The sequence below is a fragment of the Streptomyces sp. NBC_01288 genome (assembly GCF_035982055.1).
Lineage (GTDB): Bacteria > Actinomycetota > Actinomycetes > Streptomycetales > Streptomycetaceae > Streptomyces.
The window spans coordinates 5432346-5450929 of sequence record NZ_CP108427.1 but is presented as its reverse complement, the minus strand read 5'-3'; the positions used below and the strand labels follow the sequence as shown (position 1 = coordinate 5450929).

Here is an 18584-nt window from a genome sequence, read left to right as displayed (position 1 = left end):
TCGGGGTCGACGAGCCCGGCACAGGCCTTCGCGATCCGGTCCCGGCCAGCGGACCGGTCGTACTGGTCCCTCGCCTCCGGCCACAGCCCCCAGCCACCCGCACCGACCCCGAACACCGCTGCCACAGCCACGAGTTGGTTGAAGGCGTTACGCCGACGGTTCCCTCGGTCCGGAGTCAGCCAGCGCGAGCGCGGAAAGGGCACCCGGGCCCGCTCAGAGGATGAGGAGGATGAGGATTCAGGCGTGTGTTCACTGTCGAAACTCACGTGCGCCTCCGGGCGCCGCCGCCGAACTCACGTATACCCACCGGTACTTCCACGTTCCCGCTCCCCCGTTCCACGCCCACGAACCGTCGAAGTCAGCACGAGCGAAGGCCCTGCCCGGATCCCGGACAGGGCCTTCACATGCATGCGTGCGTTTCTACGACGGACTACGGCGGCCTACGACGACCTACGCCAGCAGCGCCGGGATCGTTCCCTCGTGCGCCTCGCGCAGTTCCTCCAGGGAGAGCGCGAACTCGCCCTGGATCTCTACCACTGCATTTGAATCAGACACAGTGCCGTCCACTACGCCGATGCGCGTGACCGGGAGGCCCCGCGCCCCGCACATGTCGTTGAAGCGAAGTTCCTCCGAGCGGGGGATCGCCACGACCGCGCGGCCCGCCGACTCCGAGAAGAGGAAGGTGAACGCGTCGAGGCCGTCGGGGACGATCAGGCGTGCGCCCTTCTCGCCCAACAGGGCCGATTCCACTACCGCTTGGATCAGACCGCCGTCGGACAGGTCGTGCGCCGAGTCGATCATGCCGTCGCGGGACGCGGAGATCAGGATCTCGGCCAGCAGCCGTTCCCGCTCCAGGTCGACCTTGGGGGGCAGGCCGCCGAGGTGGTCGTGGACGACCTGCGACCAGGCCGAGCCCCCGAACTCCTCACGCGTGTCGCCGAGGAGGTAGAGGAGCTGGCCCTCTTCCTGGAAGGCGACCGGCGTGCGGCGTGCCACGTCGTCGATGACGCCCAGGACCGCGACCACCGGGGTCGGGTGGATCGCGACGTCGCCCGTCTGGTTGTAGAGGGAGACGTTGCCGCCCGTCACCGGCGTGCCCAACTGCTGGCAGGCGTCGGCCAGTCCACGGATCGCCTCCGCGAACTGCCACATCACCGCCGGGTCCTCGGGCGAACCGAAGTTCAGGCAGTCCGACACCGCGAGGGGCTTCGCGCCCGTCGTGGCCACGTTGCGGTACGCCTCCGAGAGCGCCAACTGCGCGCCCGCGTACGGGTCCAGCTTCGCGTACCGGCCGTTGCCGTCCGTCGCGATCGCGACCCCGAGGCCGGTCTCCTCGTCGATGCGGATCATGCCCGAGTCCTCGGGCTGCGCCAGCACCGTGTTGCCCTGCACGAAGTGGTCGTACTGCGACGTGATCCACTTCTTGGACGCCTGGTTCGGGGACGACACCAGGGCCAGGACCTGGGACTTCAGTTCCTCCGAAGTCCCGGGCCGGGCAAGCTTGTTGGCGTCGTCCGCCTGGAGCGCGTCCTGCCAGGACGGGCGGGCGTACGGGCGCTCGTAGACCGGGCCGTCGTGCGCGACCGTGCGCGGGTCGACGTCCACGATCTTGCCGCCGTGCCAGAAGATTTCGAGGCGGTCGCCATCCGTCACCTCACCGATGACCGTGGCGATGACGTCCCACTTCTCGCAGATCTCCAGGAAGCGGTCGACCTTCGACGGCTCCACGACCGCGCACATCCGCTCCTGCGACTCGCTCATGAGGATTTCCTCGGGAGAGAGCGTCGAGTCGCGGAGGGGGACGTCGTCGAGCGTCACCGTCATGCCGCCGGAGCCATTGGACGCCAACTCGCTTGTGGCGCAGGAGAGTCCGGCCGCTCCGAGGTCCTGGATGCCCACGACCAGCTTCTCGGCGAAGGCCTCCAGGGTGCACTCGATGAGGAGCTTCTCCTGGAAGGGGTCGCCGACCTGGACGGCGGGGCGCTTCGACGGCTTCGCGTCGTCGAAGGTCTCGGAGGCGAGGATGGACGCGCCGCCGATGCCGTCGCCGCCCGTGCGGGCGCCGTAGAGGATGACCTTGTTGCCCGTGCCGGAGGCCTTCGCGAGGTGGATGTCCTCGTGCCGCATGACGCCGATGGCGCCCGCGTTGACCAGCGGGTTGCCCTGGTAGCAGGCGTCGAAGACGACCTCGCCGCCGATGTTGGGCAGGCCCAGGCAGTTGCCGTAGCCGCCGATGCCCGCGACGACGCCCGGGAGGACGCGCTTGGTGTCGGGGTGGTCGGCCGCGCCGAAGCGCAGGGGGTCCACGACCGCTACCGGGCGCGCGCCCATCGCGATGATGTCGCGCACGATGCCGCCGACGCCCGTGGCCGCGCCCTGGTAGGGCTCGACGTAGGACGGGTGGTTGTGCGACTCGACCTTGAAGGTGACCGCGTAGCCCTGGCCGACGTCCACGACGCCCGCGTTCTCGCCGATGCCCACGAGCAGGGCGTCGGACTGCGGGGCCTTCTCCCCGAACTGGCGGAGGTGGACCTTGGATGACTTGTACGAGCAGTGCTCGGACCACATGACGGAGTACATGGCGAGTTCGGCGCCGGTGGGACGGCGGCCGAGGATCTCCACGACCTTCTCGTACTCGTCCTTCTTCAGGCCGAGTTCGGCCCAGGGCAGCTCGACGTCGGGGGTCTCGGCCGCGTGCTCGACCGTGTCCAGAGGCGTCCGGCTCATGCGTTGACCAGCTTCTTGAGGATCGAGGTGAAGAAGGGGAGGCCGTCGGTGCGACCGGACCCGACGAGCGCCTCGACGGCGTGCTCCGGGTGCGGCATGAGGCCTACGACGTTCCCGGCGGCGTTCGTGATGCCGGCGATGTCGCGCAGCGAACCGTTCGGGTTGACGTCCAGGTAGCGGAAGACGACGCGGCCTTCTGCCTCCAGCTCGTCGAGCGTGTGCTCGTCGGCGACGTAGCGGCCGTCCATGTTCTTCAGCGGGATGTGGATCTCCTGGCCGGACACGTAGTCGCTGGTCCAGGCGGTGTCCGCGTTCTCCACCCGCAGTTTCTGGTCACGGCAGATGAAGTGCAGGTGGTTGTTGCCGAGCATCGCGCCGGGGAGGAGGTGCGCCTCGGTGAGGATCTGGAAGCCGTTGCAGATACCGAGGACGGGGAGTCCCGACTTCGCCTGCTCGATGACCGTCTCCATCACCGGCGAGAAACGGGAGATGGCGCCCGCGCGCAGATAGTCGCCGTAGGAAAAACCGCCCGGGAGGACGACGGCGTCGACCTGGTGGAGGTTCTTGTCCTTGTGCCAGAGGGCTACCGGTTCGGCGCCGGCGAGACGGATCGCGCGCTGGGTGTCGCGGTCGTCGAGGCTGCCGGGGAAAGTGACGACGCCAATACGAGCGGTCACTTGGCGGCCTCCGCCACTTCTTCCACCTTGACGGTGAAGTCCTCGATCACCGTGTTGGCGAGGAAGGATTCCGCAAGATCGTGGATGCGGGCGAGCGCGGCCTCGTCGACCGGGCCGTCAACTTCCAGTTCGAATCGCTTTCCCTGACGTACGTCGGAGATGCCTTCGAAACCCAGGCGTGGCAGCGCACGCTGGACCGCCTGGCCCTGGGGGTCGAGGATCTCCGGCTTGAGCATGACGTCGACTACGACGCGTGCCACTGGCACTCCCGGTGTTGTGGTGCTGAGCGTGTTCCTGCGGGTCTTCGACAGGTGACTTCAGACTACCCGCACAAAATTTCTACGCGAGTAGAGTTGTAGGAATCTACGTGAGGACCATCACGATCCGGTGTCGGGCGGGGGTCTTCACGAAAAGTTCAGGGAAAGATCCCGGATCGATCCCGGTTCCCTATTGCGCGGAGACACGCGGGAAGATTTAGTCGGGCTTCACATTGCATTGCCGGGCACTGTACAAATGAATTGGCAATAGCCGATACTTTGCCCAATAACAGGCGGACAGTCGACATCTCCGCACCTCCGTGACGTCTCCGTGCGTCCCCGCGGATAGTGCGGTTTCAGGTGTCGCACGAAGGGACCGATATTCGTGGCGCAGAAGGTCGTGGTCACTCTCTTTGACGACATCGACGGCTCGGAAGCGGCGGAAACGATCGCCTTCGGGCTCGACGGCAAGTCGTACGAGATCGACCTGAATCAAGCCAATGCCAAGAAACTGCGTAAGGCGCTCGCGCCCTACGTGGACGCGGGTCGCAAGCGGTCGAGGTCGGGCAAGGCCTACCGCCAGACCGAGGTCGCCCCCGACCCGGCGGCCGTCCGGGCCTGGGCCCAGGCGAACAAGATGGACGTGCCGGCGCGCGGACGCATCCCCAAGAAGATCTACGAGGCGTTCACCGCCGCGCAGTGAGCAGCCCGGTGCGAGTCGGGCCGATGAGTCGGGCCTACGGCCGGTCATCGGCCCCTCGGGGCAACCGACTTGCGCTGCACCCCTCCCGGTCAGCTAGAGTTCGGAGCACGCCGAGGGGCGAGGCCGAAAGGCCCAGCTCACGGAGTACACGCGGGTGTAGTTCAGTAGCAGAACATCCTCCTTCCAGGAGGAAGGCGCAGTGTGCAATTCCTGTCACCCGCTCTGCGAGCATCACCGTCCGGACCACCCTGGTGGATCGGGTAGGCTGGTGCTCGCGCCGATCAGTGAGAGCTGGTCGGAGGCAATGCGGACGTAGCTCAGTTGGTAGAGCGCAACCTTGCCAAGGTTGAGGTCGCCAGTTCGAACCTGGTCGTCCGCTCCAGCGAAAAACCCCGGTCCGGGTGGACCGGGGTTTTTTGTGTGCCCGCTGCCCGTCGTATGTCCCGTGCCCGTCTGACATTTGTCATGCCGAGTGATGACACCGCGCACTGCTGCCGGGCCTCCGCCGCGGCGACGCTGAAGTCATGGACACCAACGAACACGAACACGTGATTGAGGTCACTGACCTACGCCGTGTGTACGGGGGCGGGTTCGAGGCTGTGCGGGGGATCACATTCTCCGTGCGGCGCGGGGAGGTCTTCGCGCTCCTGGGCACCAATGGCGCGGGCAAGACGTCCACGGTCGAACTTCTTGAGGGCCTCGCACCGGCGTCCGGCGGCCGGGTGCGCGTCCTCGGCCACGATCCCTACAGCGAGCGGGCCGCCGTACGGCCGCGGACCGGGGTGATGTTGCAGGAGGGCGGGTTTCCGTCCGAGCTGACCGTCGCGGAGACCGCGCGGATGTGGGCCGGCTGCACGAGCGGGGCGCGGCCCGAAGCGGAGGCGCTCGCGCTGGTCGGGCTCGCGCGGCGGGCGGACGTACGGGTGAAGCAGTTGTCCGGGGGTGAACGGCGGCGGCTCGATCTCGCGCTCGCGCTGCTCGGGTCGCCGGAGGTGCTGTTCCTCGACGAGCCGACGACCGGGCTGGACGCCGAAGGGCGGCAGGACACCTGGGAGTTGGTGCGGGCGCTGCGCGACGGCGGGACGACCGTGCTGCTGACCACGCACTACCTGGAGGAGGCTGAGGGCCTCGCCGACCGGCTCGCGATCCTCAGCGAGGGGCGGATCGCGGTCACCGGAACTCCGGCCGAGGTGACGGCGGGGCGGCCGTCGCGGATCTCGTTCGAGCTGCCCTCGGGCTATTTCGTGGGGGACCTGCCGCCGCTCGGCCCGCTGGGGGTTGTCGGGCACGAGGTGGCGGGGAGGGTCGTACGGCTGGAGACGCGGGAGTTGCAGCGGGCGGCCACCGGGCTGTTGGTGTGGGCCGAGCGGGCGGGGATCGAACTGCGGCGGCTTGAGGTGCGGTCGGCTTCGCTGGAGGAGGCGTTTCTGGGAATCGCCCGGGAGCACGGGCGTGAGCAGGAGGTGGCGGTATGAGTACCGTGACGACTACGACGACGGCTTCTACGACTACTCCGGTCGGGCGGCTACGGGCGCTCGGGCGGGCCGAGTTGGCGTTGCTGAGGCGGAACCGGAGTGCGGTCGTCACGGCGTTGCTGGTGCCGTTGGCGTTGCCGTTCAGTGTGCGGCCGGCCGTTGAGCAGATGGATCTCAAGGGGGAGGGGCTGTCGGTCGGGGGGATGATGCTCACGGCCGCGATCGGGTTCTCGTTGCTGTTCGCCGTGTACTCGTCGCTGGTGAGTGCCTTTGTCGCGCGGCGGGAGGAACTGGTCCTCAAGCGGTTGCGCACCGGGGAGTTGGGCGACGCCGAGATCCTCACGGGGACCGCGCTGCCGGCGGTGTGTCTCGGGTTCGTGCAGTCCGTGCTGCTGGCGGTGGCGTGCGTGCTGCTGCTCGACGCGGGGGCGCCCGCGATGCCCCAACTCGTCGTGCTGGGGCTGCTGTTCGGGCTGTTCCTGAGCGCCGCGCTGGCCGCCCTCACGGCGACGATCACCCGGACCGCGGAGAGCGCGCAGGTGACCGCGTTGCCGGTGCTGTTCGCGTCCATGCTGGGCTCCGGGATCATCATCCCGCTACAGCTTCTGCCCGATCGTGTCGCCGCCGTCTGCCAATTCCTTCCGCTCTCCCCCGCGATCCGGCTGATCAGCGGCGGCTGGAACGGCGACCTGTCCGGCTACGACGCACTCGGCGCCGTCCTGACCGCGCTGGCCTGGACGGTTCTCGCGGTGTTTGCTGTACGGCGGTGGTTCCGGTGGGAGCCGCGGCGCTGAAGTACGGGGAGCACCTGCACATGCGGATACCTGGAGGTTCGGGCGGCTGGTGGGGACGGAAGAGCACACCCGGGAAGGTCGAGACGTACACCCGGTGGTCCTTCCACTTCTTCGCGGTCTTCGAGGTCGCGGCGGTCGGGCTGCCGCTGTTCGCCCAGGTCCGGGCGGGTCTCGCGGGCTGGATGACGGCGGTGGTCGTCGTGCACGCCCTGCTCTGCTCCGCCACCGCCTCCCGGGCACTCGACTGGACGCGCGACCGGCGGGCGCAGCCCGTACGGCTCCTGTGGGCCCTCGGTACGGTCACCGTGCTGATCTCCGTCATCGCGCTCGTTCTACGGGAACGGGGTCCCGGCGGCGACGACCTGCGGGCCGCCACGAGCACGGTCTTCGTGTGCGTGCTGGGCTTCGGCACCGGCACGCTCACGCTCGGGGTCCGCGGCCGGCGGCACCTCCTCGCCGTGGTGGCGAGTGCCGTGGGCGGGGCGCTGGTCGTACAGCTCCCGCTGGGCGTGGCCGCGCCCGCCGCGCTCGGCACCGCGGTCGCCGTCCTCTTCACCGCCGGCTGTCTCGCCTTCACCGCCGCGTTCTCCGTCTGGCTGCTCGACGCCGTCTACGAACTCGACGAGGCCCGCGAGACCCGGGCCCGCCTCGCCGTCGCCGAGGAACGGCTGCGGTTCGGGCGCGACCTGCACGATGTCATGGGCCGCAACCTGTCGGTGATCGCGCTGAAGAGCGAACTCGCCGTACAGCTCGCCCGGCGCGGGCGCACCGAGGCCGTGGAGCAGATGATCGAGGTCCAGCGGATCGCCCGGGAGTCCCAACGGGAGGTGCGGGATGTCGTACGGGGCTACCGCGAGGCCGACCTCCGACTCGAACTGGCCGGTGCGCAGGGCGTGTTGGCCGCCGCCGGCATCGACTGCGAGGTGACCGGCGACGCGGCGGGACTGCCGGTCGAGGTGCAGTCGGCGCTCGGGTGGGTGGTTCGCGAGGCGACGACCAATGTACTGCGGCATGGGGATGCGGGGCGGTGTGTGGTGGGGGTGCGGGTGGAGCAGGGGCGGGTTGTGCTCACCGTTGAGAACGACGGGGTCAAGGGCGGCGGGGGCGGGCGGGGGTCTGGGCTGGTGGGGCCGGCTGGAGGGGGCGGCGGGGGCGAGGTCGTCGACGGGGCTGGGGAGCCGGGGCTGGTGGTGGAGAAGGCCCGGGCCGAAGTGATCGACGGCGGGGGCGGGTTGGGGCCGACGTCGGAAACCCACGGGGCGGAGGCGGGCGACGGCGGTGGCAGGTCGGGGCCGGCATCGGAAACCCACGGAGCAGAGGTGGGCGAAAGCGGTGCCGGGTCCGGGCCGGCTGGAGAGAAGGGCCGGGCCGAAGTGATCGACGGCGGGGGCGGGTTGGGGCCGACGTCGGAAACCCACGGGGCCAAGGTGGGCGACGGCGGTGGCAGGTCGGGGCCGGCATCGGAAACCCACGGGGCGGAGGTGGGCGAAAGCGGTGCCGGGTCCGGGCCGGCTGGAGAGAAGGGCCGGGCCGAAGTGATCGACGGCGGGGGCGGGTTGGGGCCGACGTCGGAAACCCGCGGGGCCAAGGTGGGCGAAGGCGGTAGTGGATCCGGGCTCGCTGGAGAGAACCACGAGGCCAAGGTCGTCGAGGGCCGTGGCGGATCGGGGTTGGTCGGGCTGCGGGAGCGACTGACCGCGGTCGGCGGGGAGTTGGAAGCCGGGGCTGTGGACGGCGACCGGTTCCGGGTGGTGGCCACGGTGCCGTTGGCCGGGGCTGCGGGGACGGGGGGCTCGGCCTCATGAACGCGCTGCGCGTGGCGCGCCCGCTGGTCGTGGCGGGGGCCCGGTGCCTCGTGATCGAGCGGGTCGCACGCCCTCCGGCCGCCATGGCAACCGGGGGCCTCATGACCGCCCGTCCCATCCGCCCCTGCCCGCCGCAAGCCGGGGAAATCGCCCCGTGACCGCCCACCCCGAACGTCCCCTGCCCGCCCTCACCAGGAGCACCCCATGACCGCCCCCGTCGTAAGACTCCTGCTCGCCGATGACGAGCACCTCATCCGGGGTGCGCTTGCCGCGTTGCTCGGGCTGGAGGATGACCTCGTGGTGGTGGCCGAGGCTGCTACCGGGCCCGAGGCGTTGGCCATGGCTCGGGCTCATGAGCCGGATGTGGCTGTGCTGGATCTTCAGATGCCGGGGGCGGACGGTGTGAAGGTGGCCACATCGTTGCGGGCCGAGTTGCCGGGGTGCCGGGTGTTGATCGTGACCGGGCATGGGCGGCCCGGGCATCTGAAGAGGGCGCTTGCGGCGGGGGTGCGGGGGTTTGTGCCGAAGACCGTCAGTGCGCAGCGGCTTGCCGAGATCATTCGTACCGTGCATGCCGGAAACCGTTATGTCGACCCCGAGTTGGCCGCCGACGCGATCTCCGCCGGGGACTCGCCGCTGACCGCCCGTGAGGCCGAGGTGCTGGAGTTGGCCGCCGACGGGGCGCCGGTCGCGGAGATCGCCGAACGGGCCGCGCTCTCGCAGGGGACCGTACGGAACTATCTCTCGTCCGCCGTCTCGAAACTCGGGGCCGAGAACCGGCATGCGGCAGTGCGTCTCGCACGCGAGCGAGGTTGGGTATAGTTGCTCTCGCGCCACGGCGCAACGCGGACGTAGCTCAGTTGGTAGAGCGCAACCTTGCCAAGGTTGAGGTCGCCAGTTCGAACCTGGTCGTCCGCTCCAAACAAAGACCCCGGTCCGGGTGGACCGGGGTTTTTCGTGCCCTCTAGGCCCAGTTCAGGCCCGTCAGGCGCTCGTACGCCTCGATGTACTTCGCGCGCGTCGCGTCCACCACCTGCTGCGGAAGCGCCGGCGGCGGCTGCTCGCTCCTGCGGTCCCAGCCGGACTCCGGGCCGGTGAGCCAGTCGCGCACGAACTGCTTGTCGTACGACGGCTGCGCGTGGCCCGGCTCCCAGGTCTCGGCCGGCCAGAAGCGGGACGAGTCCGGGGTGAGCACCTCGTCGGCGGCGATCAGCGTCTCGCCGTCGAAGCCGAACTCGAACTTCGTGTCCGCGAGGACGATGCCCCGCTCGCGCGCGATGTCCCGGGCCCGGCCGTACACCGCGAGCGTCGCCTGGCGCAGCTGCGCGGCGGTGTCGGCACCGACCTGACGCGCGACCTCCTCGTACGACACGTTCTCGTCGTGCTCCCCTACGGCGGCCTTCGTCGCCGGGGTGAAGATCGGGGCCGGGAGTTCGCTGCCGTCGACCAGGCCCTCGGGGAGGGCGAGGCCGCAGACCGTGCGGGAGGCGTCGTACTCGACCAGGCCGGAGCCGGTGAGGTAGCCGCGGGCCACGCACTCGACCGGGACCATCTGGAGGGACTTGCAGATGAGGGTGCGGCCCGCCCAGTCGGCGGGGGCGCCGGGCGGGAGGTCGGTGCCGAGGACGTGGTTGGGGATCAGGTCGGCGAGCTGGTCGAACCACCAGAGGGAGAGCTGGGTGAGGACGCGGCCCTTGTCGGGGATCTCCGTGGGCAGCACCCAGTCGTAGGCGGACATGCGGTCGCTGGCGACCATCACGAGGTCGCCCGCCTCGTTCTGGTAGAGCTCGCGCACCTTGCCGGTGTGGAGGTGCGTCAGGCCCGGAACCTGGAGCGGCTCGGGCTTTTCTACGAATCCGGACACGGGTTCCTCCAGTGGGTCTCTCCAACTGGCTCGATTGTCCCGTATGCGGGACCGACCCCTGGTCGCGGGGGTTAGTCGTGCTTGCAGATGCGGTCCAGGAGGTTGGCCGTGGCGCGCTGGACGCGGGCGTCCACGTGGCCGGGGCGGTCCAGGGCCGGTGACCAGGCGAAGGTGCCGGAGGCGAAGACGAGGGAACCGGACGGCGCCCGGTACAGGGACGTCTCCTGGTGGCGGAGGGCGCCCTCGCCGTCCGCGTACGGGGAGTGGGCGAGCAGGATGCGCTCCTCGTGCGGGGGCAGCTGGGTGCGCGGGAAGTACCGGTCGGCCTCGCCCGCGACCAGGCCCTCGATCTGGTCGCCCTCCCCGGCGCCGGTCGCCTCCCACAGCCAGTGGTCGGCGTTGCGGACGATCAAAGGGTGCGGCTCGGGCACGCGGCCCGCGTACTGGATGCCGACCAACTGCTGCTCTGGGCGGTCGACTTCGCGCCACAGCACCGGTTTGCCCGGGCCCCGGCGCTTGCGGCAGGTGAGCAGGCGGTCGGGGACACCGGACGGGGACGGCCCCAACTCCACTTGCCAGTACATGGTGTTGGCGGAGAGGAAGACGAGGGACGTGCCGTGGTCGCGGGCGCGTTCGACGGTACGGCGCATCTGTGTCGACCAGTACTCGTCGTGGCCCGGGAAGACCAACCCCCGGTAGCGGGTGGGGTCGACGCGTCCTGAGTGCAGGTCGCGGGCGTCGGCGTAGGCGAGATCGTAGCCGTAGCGCTCGGCCCAGCGGATGAAGTCGTAGGCGTGGCCCACATGGAGGGGCAGGCCCGCGCCCGCGTACGGGCGGTCGAAGGAGACCGTCGTCGCGGCCTCGGACTCGCCGAGGAGGCGGCCGTCGCCGTCCCAGGCGTGGTAGAGGCTCGCGCCGGTGTGGCCGTCCTCCGGGTAGAGGTTGTAGGCCTGCCAGGTGATGTCGGGCAGGAGGAGGAGCAGGTCGGCGGGGTGGTTGTCGCGGACCGTGAAGGGGATGTGCGAGCGGTAGCCGTCGGCGGTCGTGAGGACGGCCACGTACGCGCCGATGCTCCAGTAGCTCGGGATCTGCAAGCGCCAGGACAGCCACCAGTGGTGGCAGGAGACCGTGCGGTCGGCGGTGAGCGGCGGGGGCTGGACGATGCCCGAGAGCCGGGGGCTGGTGGTGATCTTCGCGGCGCCGTCACCGCCGTAGTGGCCGATGCGGTAGATGTCGACGGCGAACTCCTGGGGCGGGTCGACCGTGACGTGGAAGTCGAGCGCCTCGCCGGGTGCGACCGCGCCGGCCGAGGTGAACCCCTTGATCTGGCGGCGGACATCGTCGGCCGAGCGCGGACCGCCGCCCTCGGACGCGCGTGGCGCCGGGAGCTTGGGGGCGTTCCTGCCGGAGGTGCGGGGGGCGTGGGCCGGGGTCGGGTCCACGTACCAGGGGACGACGTGGCCGGTGTCGTCGAAGTAGGTCTCGCTGCCCCGGAGCCAGGGGACCGGGCCCTGCCCGAAGGGGTCCGTGACGGCGTGCGCCAGCGCTCCGGACTCCCAGCGGCGGATCTGCTCCGACCCCATGATCACTCCCCTCCCTCGTGCCCCCGTGGTGTTCCTTCGTCCAACTGTCGTATGCCGTAAGCCTTTGCCACGTCCGGGACGGCGTACGGGATCGGCCTCAGCACATCACATTAAGCACTCACTCTGTCACTGGTCGTTGCCAATTGACCAAAAGTGGAAGTGCGGATTCCGCCCAGGTTCGGGGATTCAGACGAGGCGAACCGGCTTCTCCGGGCGTATGCCCAGGTCGATCAGCCACGCCTGGAGCGGAGCGGGGTCGCCGTCCTCCACGAGGCTGAGGACCCTCGGGGCGAGGTCGGCCGCCCTTTCGCCGTTGACGAGCAGCGTCGGACCGTCGAGCCAGTCCAGTCCGGGCAGCGCGCCGGCGGTGTCCATCGCGGCGCAGCACACCATCGCCGTGACGTGATCGGCGAGCAACTCCCGCCCGGTGCGCGGGGGTTGGAGCGGGAAGAGGGGGAGCGCGGTGTCGTCCCAGAGCCCGGTGTCGGGTCCTTGCCCGGGCGGGGCCGAGCTGATCGGCGGGGTCGCGGCCTCCTCGCGCGCCAACTCCGCGGTGAGGCCCGCGGCGAGGGCCGCGCTGTGCGGCGATCCGCTCTCGCCGAACTCTTCGTCGTCGTCGGCCATCGCCTTGTAGGGCTCGGGCTCCGGACGGGAGTGAGGGGCCAGGTCTGGTTCCGGCGCCGGTTCCAGGTGGGGGGCTGGGGGTTCCGGCTGTGCGGGGGTGGGCGGGCCGCTGAGGGTGACGTCCGCCGCGTACGGATCGGCGGCGCCGTCGGCCTCCGCGTAGCCCTCCTCCGCGTAGCCCTCCTCCGTACGGCCGTCGGCCTCGCCGTACCGGTCGCCCGGTGCCGTCGCCGTCGGGTCCGTCAGGTGGTCCACCACGCGGGCCAGGGTCGGGGCGTCGTGGTGGGGCGGGGTCGGGTCGGGGGCGCGGCGGACGCCCAGGGTGTCCAGGACGCGGTGGAGGCGGGCCGCGTCGGTGCGCCATTTGCGGTCGACGACCTCCTCCGGGTACTCCTGCCAGCTCACCGGCGCCCAGTCGGGACCGGTCTCGGCGGGGCCCCCGTGGAACAGGCGGGCGGCGAGGAGCGAGGTCGCCTCGTCGATCGTGCCGGGTTCTTCGAGCAGGTCACAGGCGGGGCGCTCGCCGAGCCGGGAGGCGAAACCCTCGGCCAGGCGGTCGCGGCGGGACAGCTCCGTGAGCGCCGCGACGACGCCCGCGTCCAGCCGGGACGGCCAGCGGCCCATCCGCCACGCGGGCAGCGCGACCCGGGTCAGCAGCCGGTCCCAGCCCGCGTACGCCAGGCCCACCTGTTCCTGCGCGACGATCCGCAGGCCGTAGTCCACAGCCTGTGCACGCTCGGCGGCCGCGGCGGCCACGCCCCGCTCCATCTCGGCCGCGTGTCCCCGGCAACTGCGCAGCAGCAGCCGGGCGACCCAGCCGACGCCGGCCAGCACCGAGCGGAACACGGGACCGCGCGGTGCCGAGGTCACGGCCACCGCCGCGTCCAGGCCCCGTACGAAACGGCGGGCCGCGGCTATGTCCGGGTGCGCCGAGGGTCCCGTACCGGCGACGACCGGCGCGAGCACCGCCCGCAGCTCGCCCACCCGCATCCACCACAGGAACGGGGAGCCGATGACGAGGACGGGCGAGGCGGCCGTACGACGGGAACGCGTCGGGGTGAGGCCGCGTACGCCGGTGATCTCGTCGCGGTTCTCCTGCGGGGGCGGGCCGTGGGACGGGTGGGTGCGGTCCTCCAGCCAGCTGTCGCAGTCCGGGGTGAGCGCTATCGCGGACGGCGCGGGGACGTCGAGGCGGTCGGCCAGGTCGCGCACCAGGCGGTACAGGTCGGGGGCCGATTCCTCGGCGATCGCGACCGTGGGACTCACGGCCGGGCGGGCCCGCGCGACCACCAGCGCGATGGCGCCGGCGGCGAGCAGCACGACGACCGCGGCCACGCCCATGATCCAGCGGGAGAGGTCCCAGCCCCGGCCCACGAGATGGCCGGTGGAACCGCCCGCGAGCAGGATCACCGCGACGGCGGCGGGCAACAGGGCGACGGCCAGCGCCCGGCTGCGGATCCGCAGCACGGCCAAGGCCCGGGAACGCGCCGACTGCGCGCCCGCCTCCACACCCACACCCATACCGGTCACGACCGGACCTCGCCCCCTCCGTGCTGTCCCGTTCCGCTGGCGTTGCTCACTCCCCCACTGTGGCACCCGCCACTGACATCGCAATGCCGGTGGGCCAAGTGCCGGAACGCTTGCGCCGCACCATAGTTGGGGCCCCGGTCCCCGTCAGCCGGTTGGGGCATCGGTCACTCGATGGAATGGCTCAGGGGAAAGGTGGATGACAGAGGGCAAGGATCAGGCCCCGAATCGTGAGACGGATTCGGGGCCTGTCGGGTTTATCGGAGCGCGGGGGCGCTTGGTGCGCGGCGGAGTTTCGGGTTAGCCGCCCGCCGCCTTCGCCGCGATGTCCGTACGGTGCTGGGAACCGTCGAGACGGACGCGGGCCACGGCCGCGTACGCACGCTCGCGGGCCTGCGTGAGGTCCGCGCCGGTCGCCGTGACGGAGAGGACGCGGCCGCCCGCGCTGACGACGTCGTCGCCGTCGTACCTGGTCCCGGCGTGCAGCACGTACGCGTGCGGGGCGTCCTGCGCCGCGACCTCGTCGAGGCCGGTGATCGGGTCGCCGGTGCGCGGGGTGCCCGGGTAGTTGCGCGAGGCGATGACGACGGTGACCGCCGCGTCCTCGCTCCAGCGCAGGGGGGCCAGGTCGTCGAGGGTGCCGTCCGCGGCGGCGAGCAGGACGCCGGACAGCGGGGTCTTCAGGCGGGCCAGGACCACCTGGGTCTCCGGGTCGCCGAACCGGGCGTTGAACTCGATGACCCGGACGCCGCGAGACGTGATCGCGAGGCCCGCGTAGAGGAGGCCGGAGAAGGGGGTGCCGCGGTGGCGCATCTCGTCGACGGTCGGCTGGAGGACGGTCTGCATGACCTCGTCCACCAGCTTCGGGTCGGCCCACGGCAGCGGGGAGTACGCGCCCATGCCGCCGGTGTTCGGGCCCTCGTCGCCGTCCAGCGCGCGCTTGAAGTCCTGCGCGGGCTGGAGCGGGACGACGGTGACGCCGTCGGTGATCGCGAAGAGCGACACCTCGGGGCCGTCGAGGAACTCCTCGATGACGACCCGCTCGCAGGCGTTGGCGTGCGCCTTCGCGGCTTCGAGGTCGTCGGTGACGACGACGCCCTTGCCCGCGGCCAGTCCGTCGTCCTTCACGACGTACGGCGCACCGAAGGCGTCGAGGGCCGCGTCGACCTCTTGCGGGGTCGTGCAGACGTAGGAGCGGGCGGTCGGCACACCGGCCGCCGCCATCACTTCCTTGGCGAAGGCCTTGGAGCCCTCCAGCTGCGCGGCCTCCCCGGAGGGGCCGAAGACCGGGATGCCCGCCGCGCGCACGGCGTCGGCGACCCCGGCGACGAGGGGTGCCTCCGGGCCGACCACGACCAGCTCGGCACCGAGTTCGGTGGCCAGCGCGGCTACGGCTGCGCCGTCCAGGGGGTCGACCTCGTGCAACTCGGCTGCCTCGGCGATGCCGGCGTTGCCGGGGGCGCAGTGCAGGGCGGTGACGTCGGGGTCGTTGGACAGGGAATGGCACAGGGCGTGTTCGCGGGCGCCGGTACCGATGACGAGGACCTTCACGGGGTCAGCCTAGGTCACGGTGGGGGTGGGGCGGGGCGGGGTGGGGGGTGAGGCCGGAGTTGGGGCGGGGGTGGTCGGTGGTGGGGCGGGGTTGGGGGCGGATCGGGGTGGGTGGTTTGGGTTGTTTGCGGGGTGCGGGTGGGTGGGGGCTTGTCGCGCAGTTCCTCGCGCCCCTAGGGGGATGGGGTGGGGCGGGGTTAGGGGGCTGGACTCGCCCGCGCGGCGGAGCCGCATATCGACACAGCCCCGCGCCCCTAGGGGGTTGGGGTGGGGCGGAGTCCAGGGAGCGTGGGGCTACTCGTTGGTGAATTCCTCGATGACCGTGGCTCCCAGTTCTCGGACGATGAGTTCGTGGCCGGAGAGGGCCGACTCGTCGAGGTCGGGGTCGTCGTCCTCCGGAGTGTCGTCCTCGGCGGAGACGGTGCGGGGCGCGGGTGCCGGGGGCGCGGAGGGTTGGGCGGGCGCCGGGGCCTGTGACGAGGGGGAGTTGGGGGTGTTCGTGGGGGCGGGCGCGGGCGTGGGCTGGGGGGATGCCGGGCGGGGGGCGGACGTGGCGGGGGCGGGGGTGCCATAGCCACCGGACGGCGCACCTCCGTAACCACCCGCGGCGCCGCCGCCACCGCCGCCGTAGGAACCGCCCGGTTGCGGGGGCGGGGTGCCGCCGCCCGACGGGTCCACGACCGCGTCGATCTTCCACTGGACGTTGAACTGCTCGGACAGCGCCTGCTTCAGCACGTCCTCGCTGCCGCTGCTGTTGAAGTTGTCCCGCGCACCGGCGTTGACGAAGCCGATCTGGAGGGTCGTGCCGTCGAAACCGGTGACCTGCGCGTTCTGGCTGAGCAGGATCCAGGTGAAACGGCGGCGGTTCTTCACCACTTCCAGGATGTTCGGCCAGAGCATGCGGGGGTCGAGGCTGCCGGCCGGGGGTGCGACGGCGGCTTGGGCGGGGGCCGCGGTCTGGGGTGCGGAGGCCGGTACGGGGGTGTTGTGGGCGGGGGCCGGGGGTTGTCCGCCACCTGTCGGTGCCGCCGTGGGCCAGCCGCCGGGGCGGCGACCGCTGCCCGCGGCTGTGGCGGTGGGCCAGGCGCCGGGGGTGGGGGCCTGGGGTTGTGCCTGAGGCTGAGGCTGGGGCTGTTGGGGTTCCGGGGTGGGCGGGGCGGGCTGGACGTAGGCGGGTGCGGGGGCGGGGGGCTGCTCCGCCGGCATCGCGGGCGGGGTCGCGACGGGAGCCGGGGTGGCGCCGGGCGCCCCTGGACCTCGTACGGCTGCGCGTGCGGCGGCGGCACCACCGCCCGGCGGGACGGGGGCCGGGGCGTGAACCTGGGCAGGGGGCTGCGCGTGGGCTTGGGGTTGGGGTGGTGCTTGGGGGTGGGCGTCGGGTCCGGGGACGTAGGCCATGGTGGGCGCTCCGCCGCCGCCCGCGAAGTTGACGCCGCGCTCCAGTCGGTCGAGGCGGGCCATGACCGACTGCTCGTCGCCGTAGGCGGCGGGGAGCATGACGCGGGCGCAGATGAGTTCGAGCTGGAGGCGGGGGGAGGTGGCGCCGCGCATCTCGGTCAGGCCGGTGTTGACGAGGTCGGCGGCGCGGCTGAGTTCGGCGGCGCCGAAGGTGCCCGCCTGGGCCTGCATGCGTTCGAGTACGTCGGTGGGGGCGTCGATGAGGCCCTTGTCGAGGGCGTCGGGGACGGCCGCGAGGATCACCAGGTCGCGGAGGCGCTCCAGCAGGTCGGCGACGAACCGGCGCGGGTCGTTGCCGCCGTCGATGATGCGGTCGACGACCTCGAAGGCGGCGGCGCCGTCACCGGTGGCGAAGGCCTCGACGACGGAGTCGAGGAGCGAGGCGTCGGTGTAGCCGAGCAGCGAGGTCGCCATGGCGTATGTCACACCGTCGGTGCTGGCGCCGGCGAGCAACTGGTCCATGACGGACATGGAGTCACGCACGGAACCGGCGCCGGCGCGCACGACGAGGGGCAGGACGCCCTCCTCGACGGGGATGTTCTCCTGCCCGCAGACCTGGCCGAGGTACTCGCGCAGGGTGCTGGGCGGCACGAGCCGGAAGGGGTAGTGGTGCGTGCGCGACCGGATGGTCCCGATGACCTTCTCGGGTTCGGTGGTCGCGAAGATGAACTTGAGGTGCTCCGGCGGCTCTTCGACGACCTTGAGCAGCGCGTTGAAGCCGGCCGACGTGACCATGTGGGCCTCGTCGATGATGTAGATCTTGTAGCGACTGCTCGCGGGCCCGAAGAACGCCTTCTCGCGCAGCTCACGGGCGTCGTCCACACCACCGTGCGACGCGGCGTCGATCTCGATGACGTCGATGGAACCGGGTCCGTTGCGCGCGAGGTCCGTGCAGGACAGGCACTCGCCGCAGGGGGTGGGGGTGGGGCCCTTCTCGCAGTTCAGACAACGGGCCAGGATGCGCGCGCTCGTGGTCTTGCCGCAGCCCCGCGGCCCGCTGAACAGGTACGCGTGATTGACCCGGTTGTTCCGCAGCGCCTGCTGCAACGGGTCGGTGACATGTTCCTGCCCGATGACCTCGGCGAACGACTCCGGGCGGTAACGGCGGTAGAGCGCGAGAGACGACACGCGTACGAGGTTATAGGCGCCCACTGACAACGGGGGCCGCCTGTGAGCCCGCCGACCGTCCCGACCCCCGGGCGACTGCTCCGGCCCCGGGCGACCGTCCCATCCCCCGGCAGACTGTCCCGCCCTGGAAACCCGACCCCGGGAACGCAAGCGCCCCCCACGCACCCGCCAGAGCCAACCTACCCTTGCTGCCTTCCGGCCCTGGGGGAGTTCAGTCAGATAGCGCCGCGTGAGGGGCTCCGCACAGGCTACAGGATCTGAGCGGGGGGAACGAGTTCGCGAGCACTCCTCAACGTCTTGTATTGTTTGCCGCGGAGGATTCGCCTAGTGGCCTAGGGCGCACGCTTGGAAAGCGTGTTGGGGGCAACCCCTCACGAGTTCGAATCTCGTATCCTCCGCCAGTGCCTCACC

Annotated in this window: 12 protein-coding genes, 4 tRNA genes, 1 other RNA gene and 1 pseudogene; 9 read left to right on the top strand and 9 right to left on the bottom strand. The window is 71.2% G+C overall.

Going from position 1 to position 18584, the window contains the following annotated elements; translation table 11 throughout:
* Nucleotides 1-450: 450 nt before the first annotated feature.
* Genes purL through purS form a run of 3 tightly spaced genes read right to left on the bottom strand, consistent with a single transcriptional unit; the run spans nt 451 to nt 3664 of the window.
* Nucleotides 451-2727, bottom strand: coding sequence for a phosphoribosylformylglycinamidine synthase subunit PurL (purL, locus tag OG194_RS24470; protein ID WP_327402950.1), 2277 nt, complete (start codon nt 2725-2727; stop codon nt 451-453).
* Entirely contained in the window at nt 2724-3404 is a 681-nt protein-coding gene (gene purQ, locus OG194_RS24465; RefSeq protein ID WP_327402949.1) for a phosphoribosylformylglycinamidine synthase subunit PurQ, read from the bottom strand. Before purQ ends, purL begins: the two co-directional genes overlap by 4 nt.
* Nucleotides 3401-3664: a phosphoribosylformylglycinamidine synthase subunit PurS gene (gene purS / locus OG194_RS24460; protein ID WP_015659417.1), complete on the bottom strand. Its 264-nt coding sequence runs from the start codon at nt 3662-3664 to the stop codon at nt 3401-3403. The genes purQ and purS overlap by 4 nt, the downstream gene beginning before the upstream one ends.
* A 382-nt stretch (nt 3665-4046) precedes the next feature.
* Here purS and OG194_RS24455 point away from each other — a divergent pair, with 382 nt between their 5' ends.
* From OG194_RS24455 to OG194_RS24420, 8 genes and pseudogenes are all read left to right on the top strand, one after another.
* Nucleotides 4047-4364 carry a histone-like nucleoid-structuring protein Lsr2 gene (locus OG194_RS24455; protein WP_327402948.1) on the top strand — a complete coding sequence of 106 codons (318 nt, stop codon included), beginning with the start codon at nt 4047-4049 and terminating at the stop codon, nt 4362-4364.
* A 150-nt stretch (nt 4365-4514) separates the two neighbouring features.
* Nucleotides 4515-4586: transfer RNA gene (locus tag OG194_RS24450), tRNA-Gly, on the top strand.
* A gap of 84 nt (nt 4587-4670) precedes the next feature.
* Nucleotides 4671-4746 (top strand) — tRNA-Gly (locus OG194_RS24445).
* Nucleotides 4747-4888: 142 nt separating this feature from the next.
* Nucleotides 4889-5839, top strand: a complete 951-nt coding sequence (locus tag OG194_RS24440) for an ABC transporter ATP-binding protein (RefSeq protein WP_327402947.1) — start codon at nt 4889-4891, stop codon at nt 5837-5839.
* The gene (locus OG194_RS24435; RefSeq protein WP_327402946.1) at nt 5836-6633 is read left to right on the top strand and encodes an ABC transporter permease; all 798 of its coding nucleotides are present in this window, start codon (nt 5836-5838) and stop codon (nt 6631-6633) included. Before OG194_RS24440 ends, OG194_RS24435 begins: the two co-directional genes overlap by 4 nt.
* Nucleotides 6634-6653: 20 nt before the next feature.
* Nucleotides 6654-7763 (top strand): annotated as a pseudogene (locus tag OG194_RS47655) (sensor histidine kinase); the annotation flags it as partial.
* An 879-nt stretch (nt 7764-8642) separates the two neighbouring features.
* Nucleotides 8643-9260 carry a response regulator transcription factor gene (locus tag OG194_RS24425; RefSeq protein WP_327402944.1) on the top strand — a complete coding sequence of 206 codons (618 nt, stop codon included), beginning with the start codon at nt 8643-8645 and terminating at the stop codon, nt 9258-9260.
* Nucleotides 9261-9283: 23 nt separating this feature from the next.
* Nucleotides 9284-9359 (top strand) — tRNA-Gly (locus OG194_RS24420).
* A 43-nt stretch (nt 9360-9402) separates the two neighbouring features.
* On the opposite strand, the gene OG194_RS24415 is transcribed toward OG194_RS24420, so the two are convergent.
* The 6 genes from OG194_RS24415 to ffs form a co-directional block, all read right to left on the bottom strand.
* The gene (locus OG194_RS24415; protein WP_327402943.1) at nt 9403-10302 is read right to left on the bottom strand and encodes a phosphoribosylaminoimidazolesuccinocarboxamide synthase; all 900 of its coding nucleotides are present in this window, start codon (nt 10300-10302) and stop codon (nt 9403-9405) included.
* Nucleotides 10303-10373: 71 nt separating this feature from the next.
* A complete protein-coding gene (locus OG194_RS24410) occupies nt 10374-11885 on the bottom strand; it encodes a N,N-dimethylformamidase beta subunit family domain-containing protein (protein ID WP_327402942.1) in 1512 nt (503 codons plus the stop codon).
* A 186-nt stretch (nt 11886-12071) separates the two neighbouring features.
* On the bottom strand, nt 12072-14030 hold the full coding sequence (locus OG194_RS24405; protein WP_327407194.1) for a hypothetical protein: 1959 nt from the start codon (nt 14028-14030) through the stop codon (nt 12072-12074).
* A gap of 306 nt (nt 14031-14336) precedes the next feature.
* A complete protein-coding gene (gene purD, locus OG194_RS24400; RefSeq protein ID WP_327402941.1) occupies nt 14337-15587 on the bottom strand; it encodes a phosphoribosylamine--glycine ligase in 1251 nt (416 codons plus the stop codon).
* 294 nt (nt 15588-15881) lie between these two features.
* Nucleotides 15882-18173 carry a DNA polymerase III subunit gamma and tau gene (locus tag OG194_RS24395; protein WP_327402940.1) on the bottom strand — a complete coding sequence of 764 codons (2292 nt, stop codon included), beginning with the start codon at nt 18171-18173 and terminating at the stop codon, nt 15882-15884.
* Nucleotides 18174-18316: 143 nt separating this feature from the next.
* An RNA gene (gene ffs, locus OG194_RS24390) (signal recognition particle sRNA small type) lies at nt 18317-18415 on the bottom strand.
* A gap of 71 nt (nt 18416-18486) precedes the next feature.
* Here ffs and OG194_RS24385 point away from each other — a divergent pair.
* Nucleotides 18487-18574, top strand: a tRNA-Ser gene (locus OG194_RS24385).
* Nucleotides 18575-18584: the final 10 nt, after the last annotated feature.

Bases quoted from the DNA above. Each gene is read 5' to 3' on its own strand.
- purL (WP_327402950.1), bottom strand. From the start codon at position 2,727: ATGAGCCGGACGCCTCTGGACACGGTCGAGCACGCGGCCGAGACCCCC.
- OG194_RS24440 (WP_327402947.1), top strand. From the start codon at position 4,889: ATGGACACCAACGAACACGAACACGTGATTGAGGTCACTGACCTACGC.
- OG194_RS24435 (WP_327402946.1), top strand. From the start codon at position 5,836: ATGAGTACCGTGACGACTACGACGACGGCTTCTACGACTACTCCGGTC.
- OG194_RS24425 (WP_327402944.1), top strand. From the start codon at position 8,643: ATGACCGCCCCCGTCGTAAGACTCCTGCTCGCCGATGACGAGCACCTC.
- OG194_RS24410 (WP_327402942.1), bottom strand. From the start codon at position 11,885: ATGGGGTCGGAGCAGATCCGCCGCTGGGAGTCCGGAGCGCTGGCGCAC.
- OG194_RS24405 (WP_327407194.1), bottom strand. From the start codon at position 14,030: ATGGGTGTGGGTGTGGAGGCGGGCGCGCAGTCGGCGCGTTCCCGGGCC.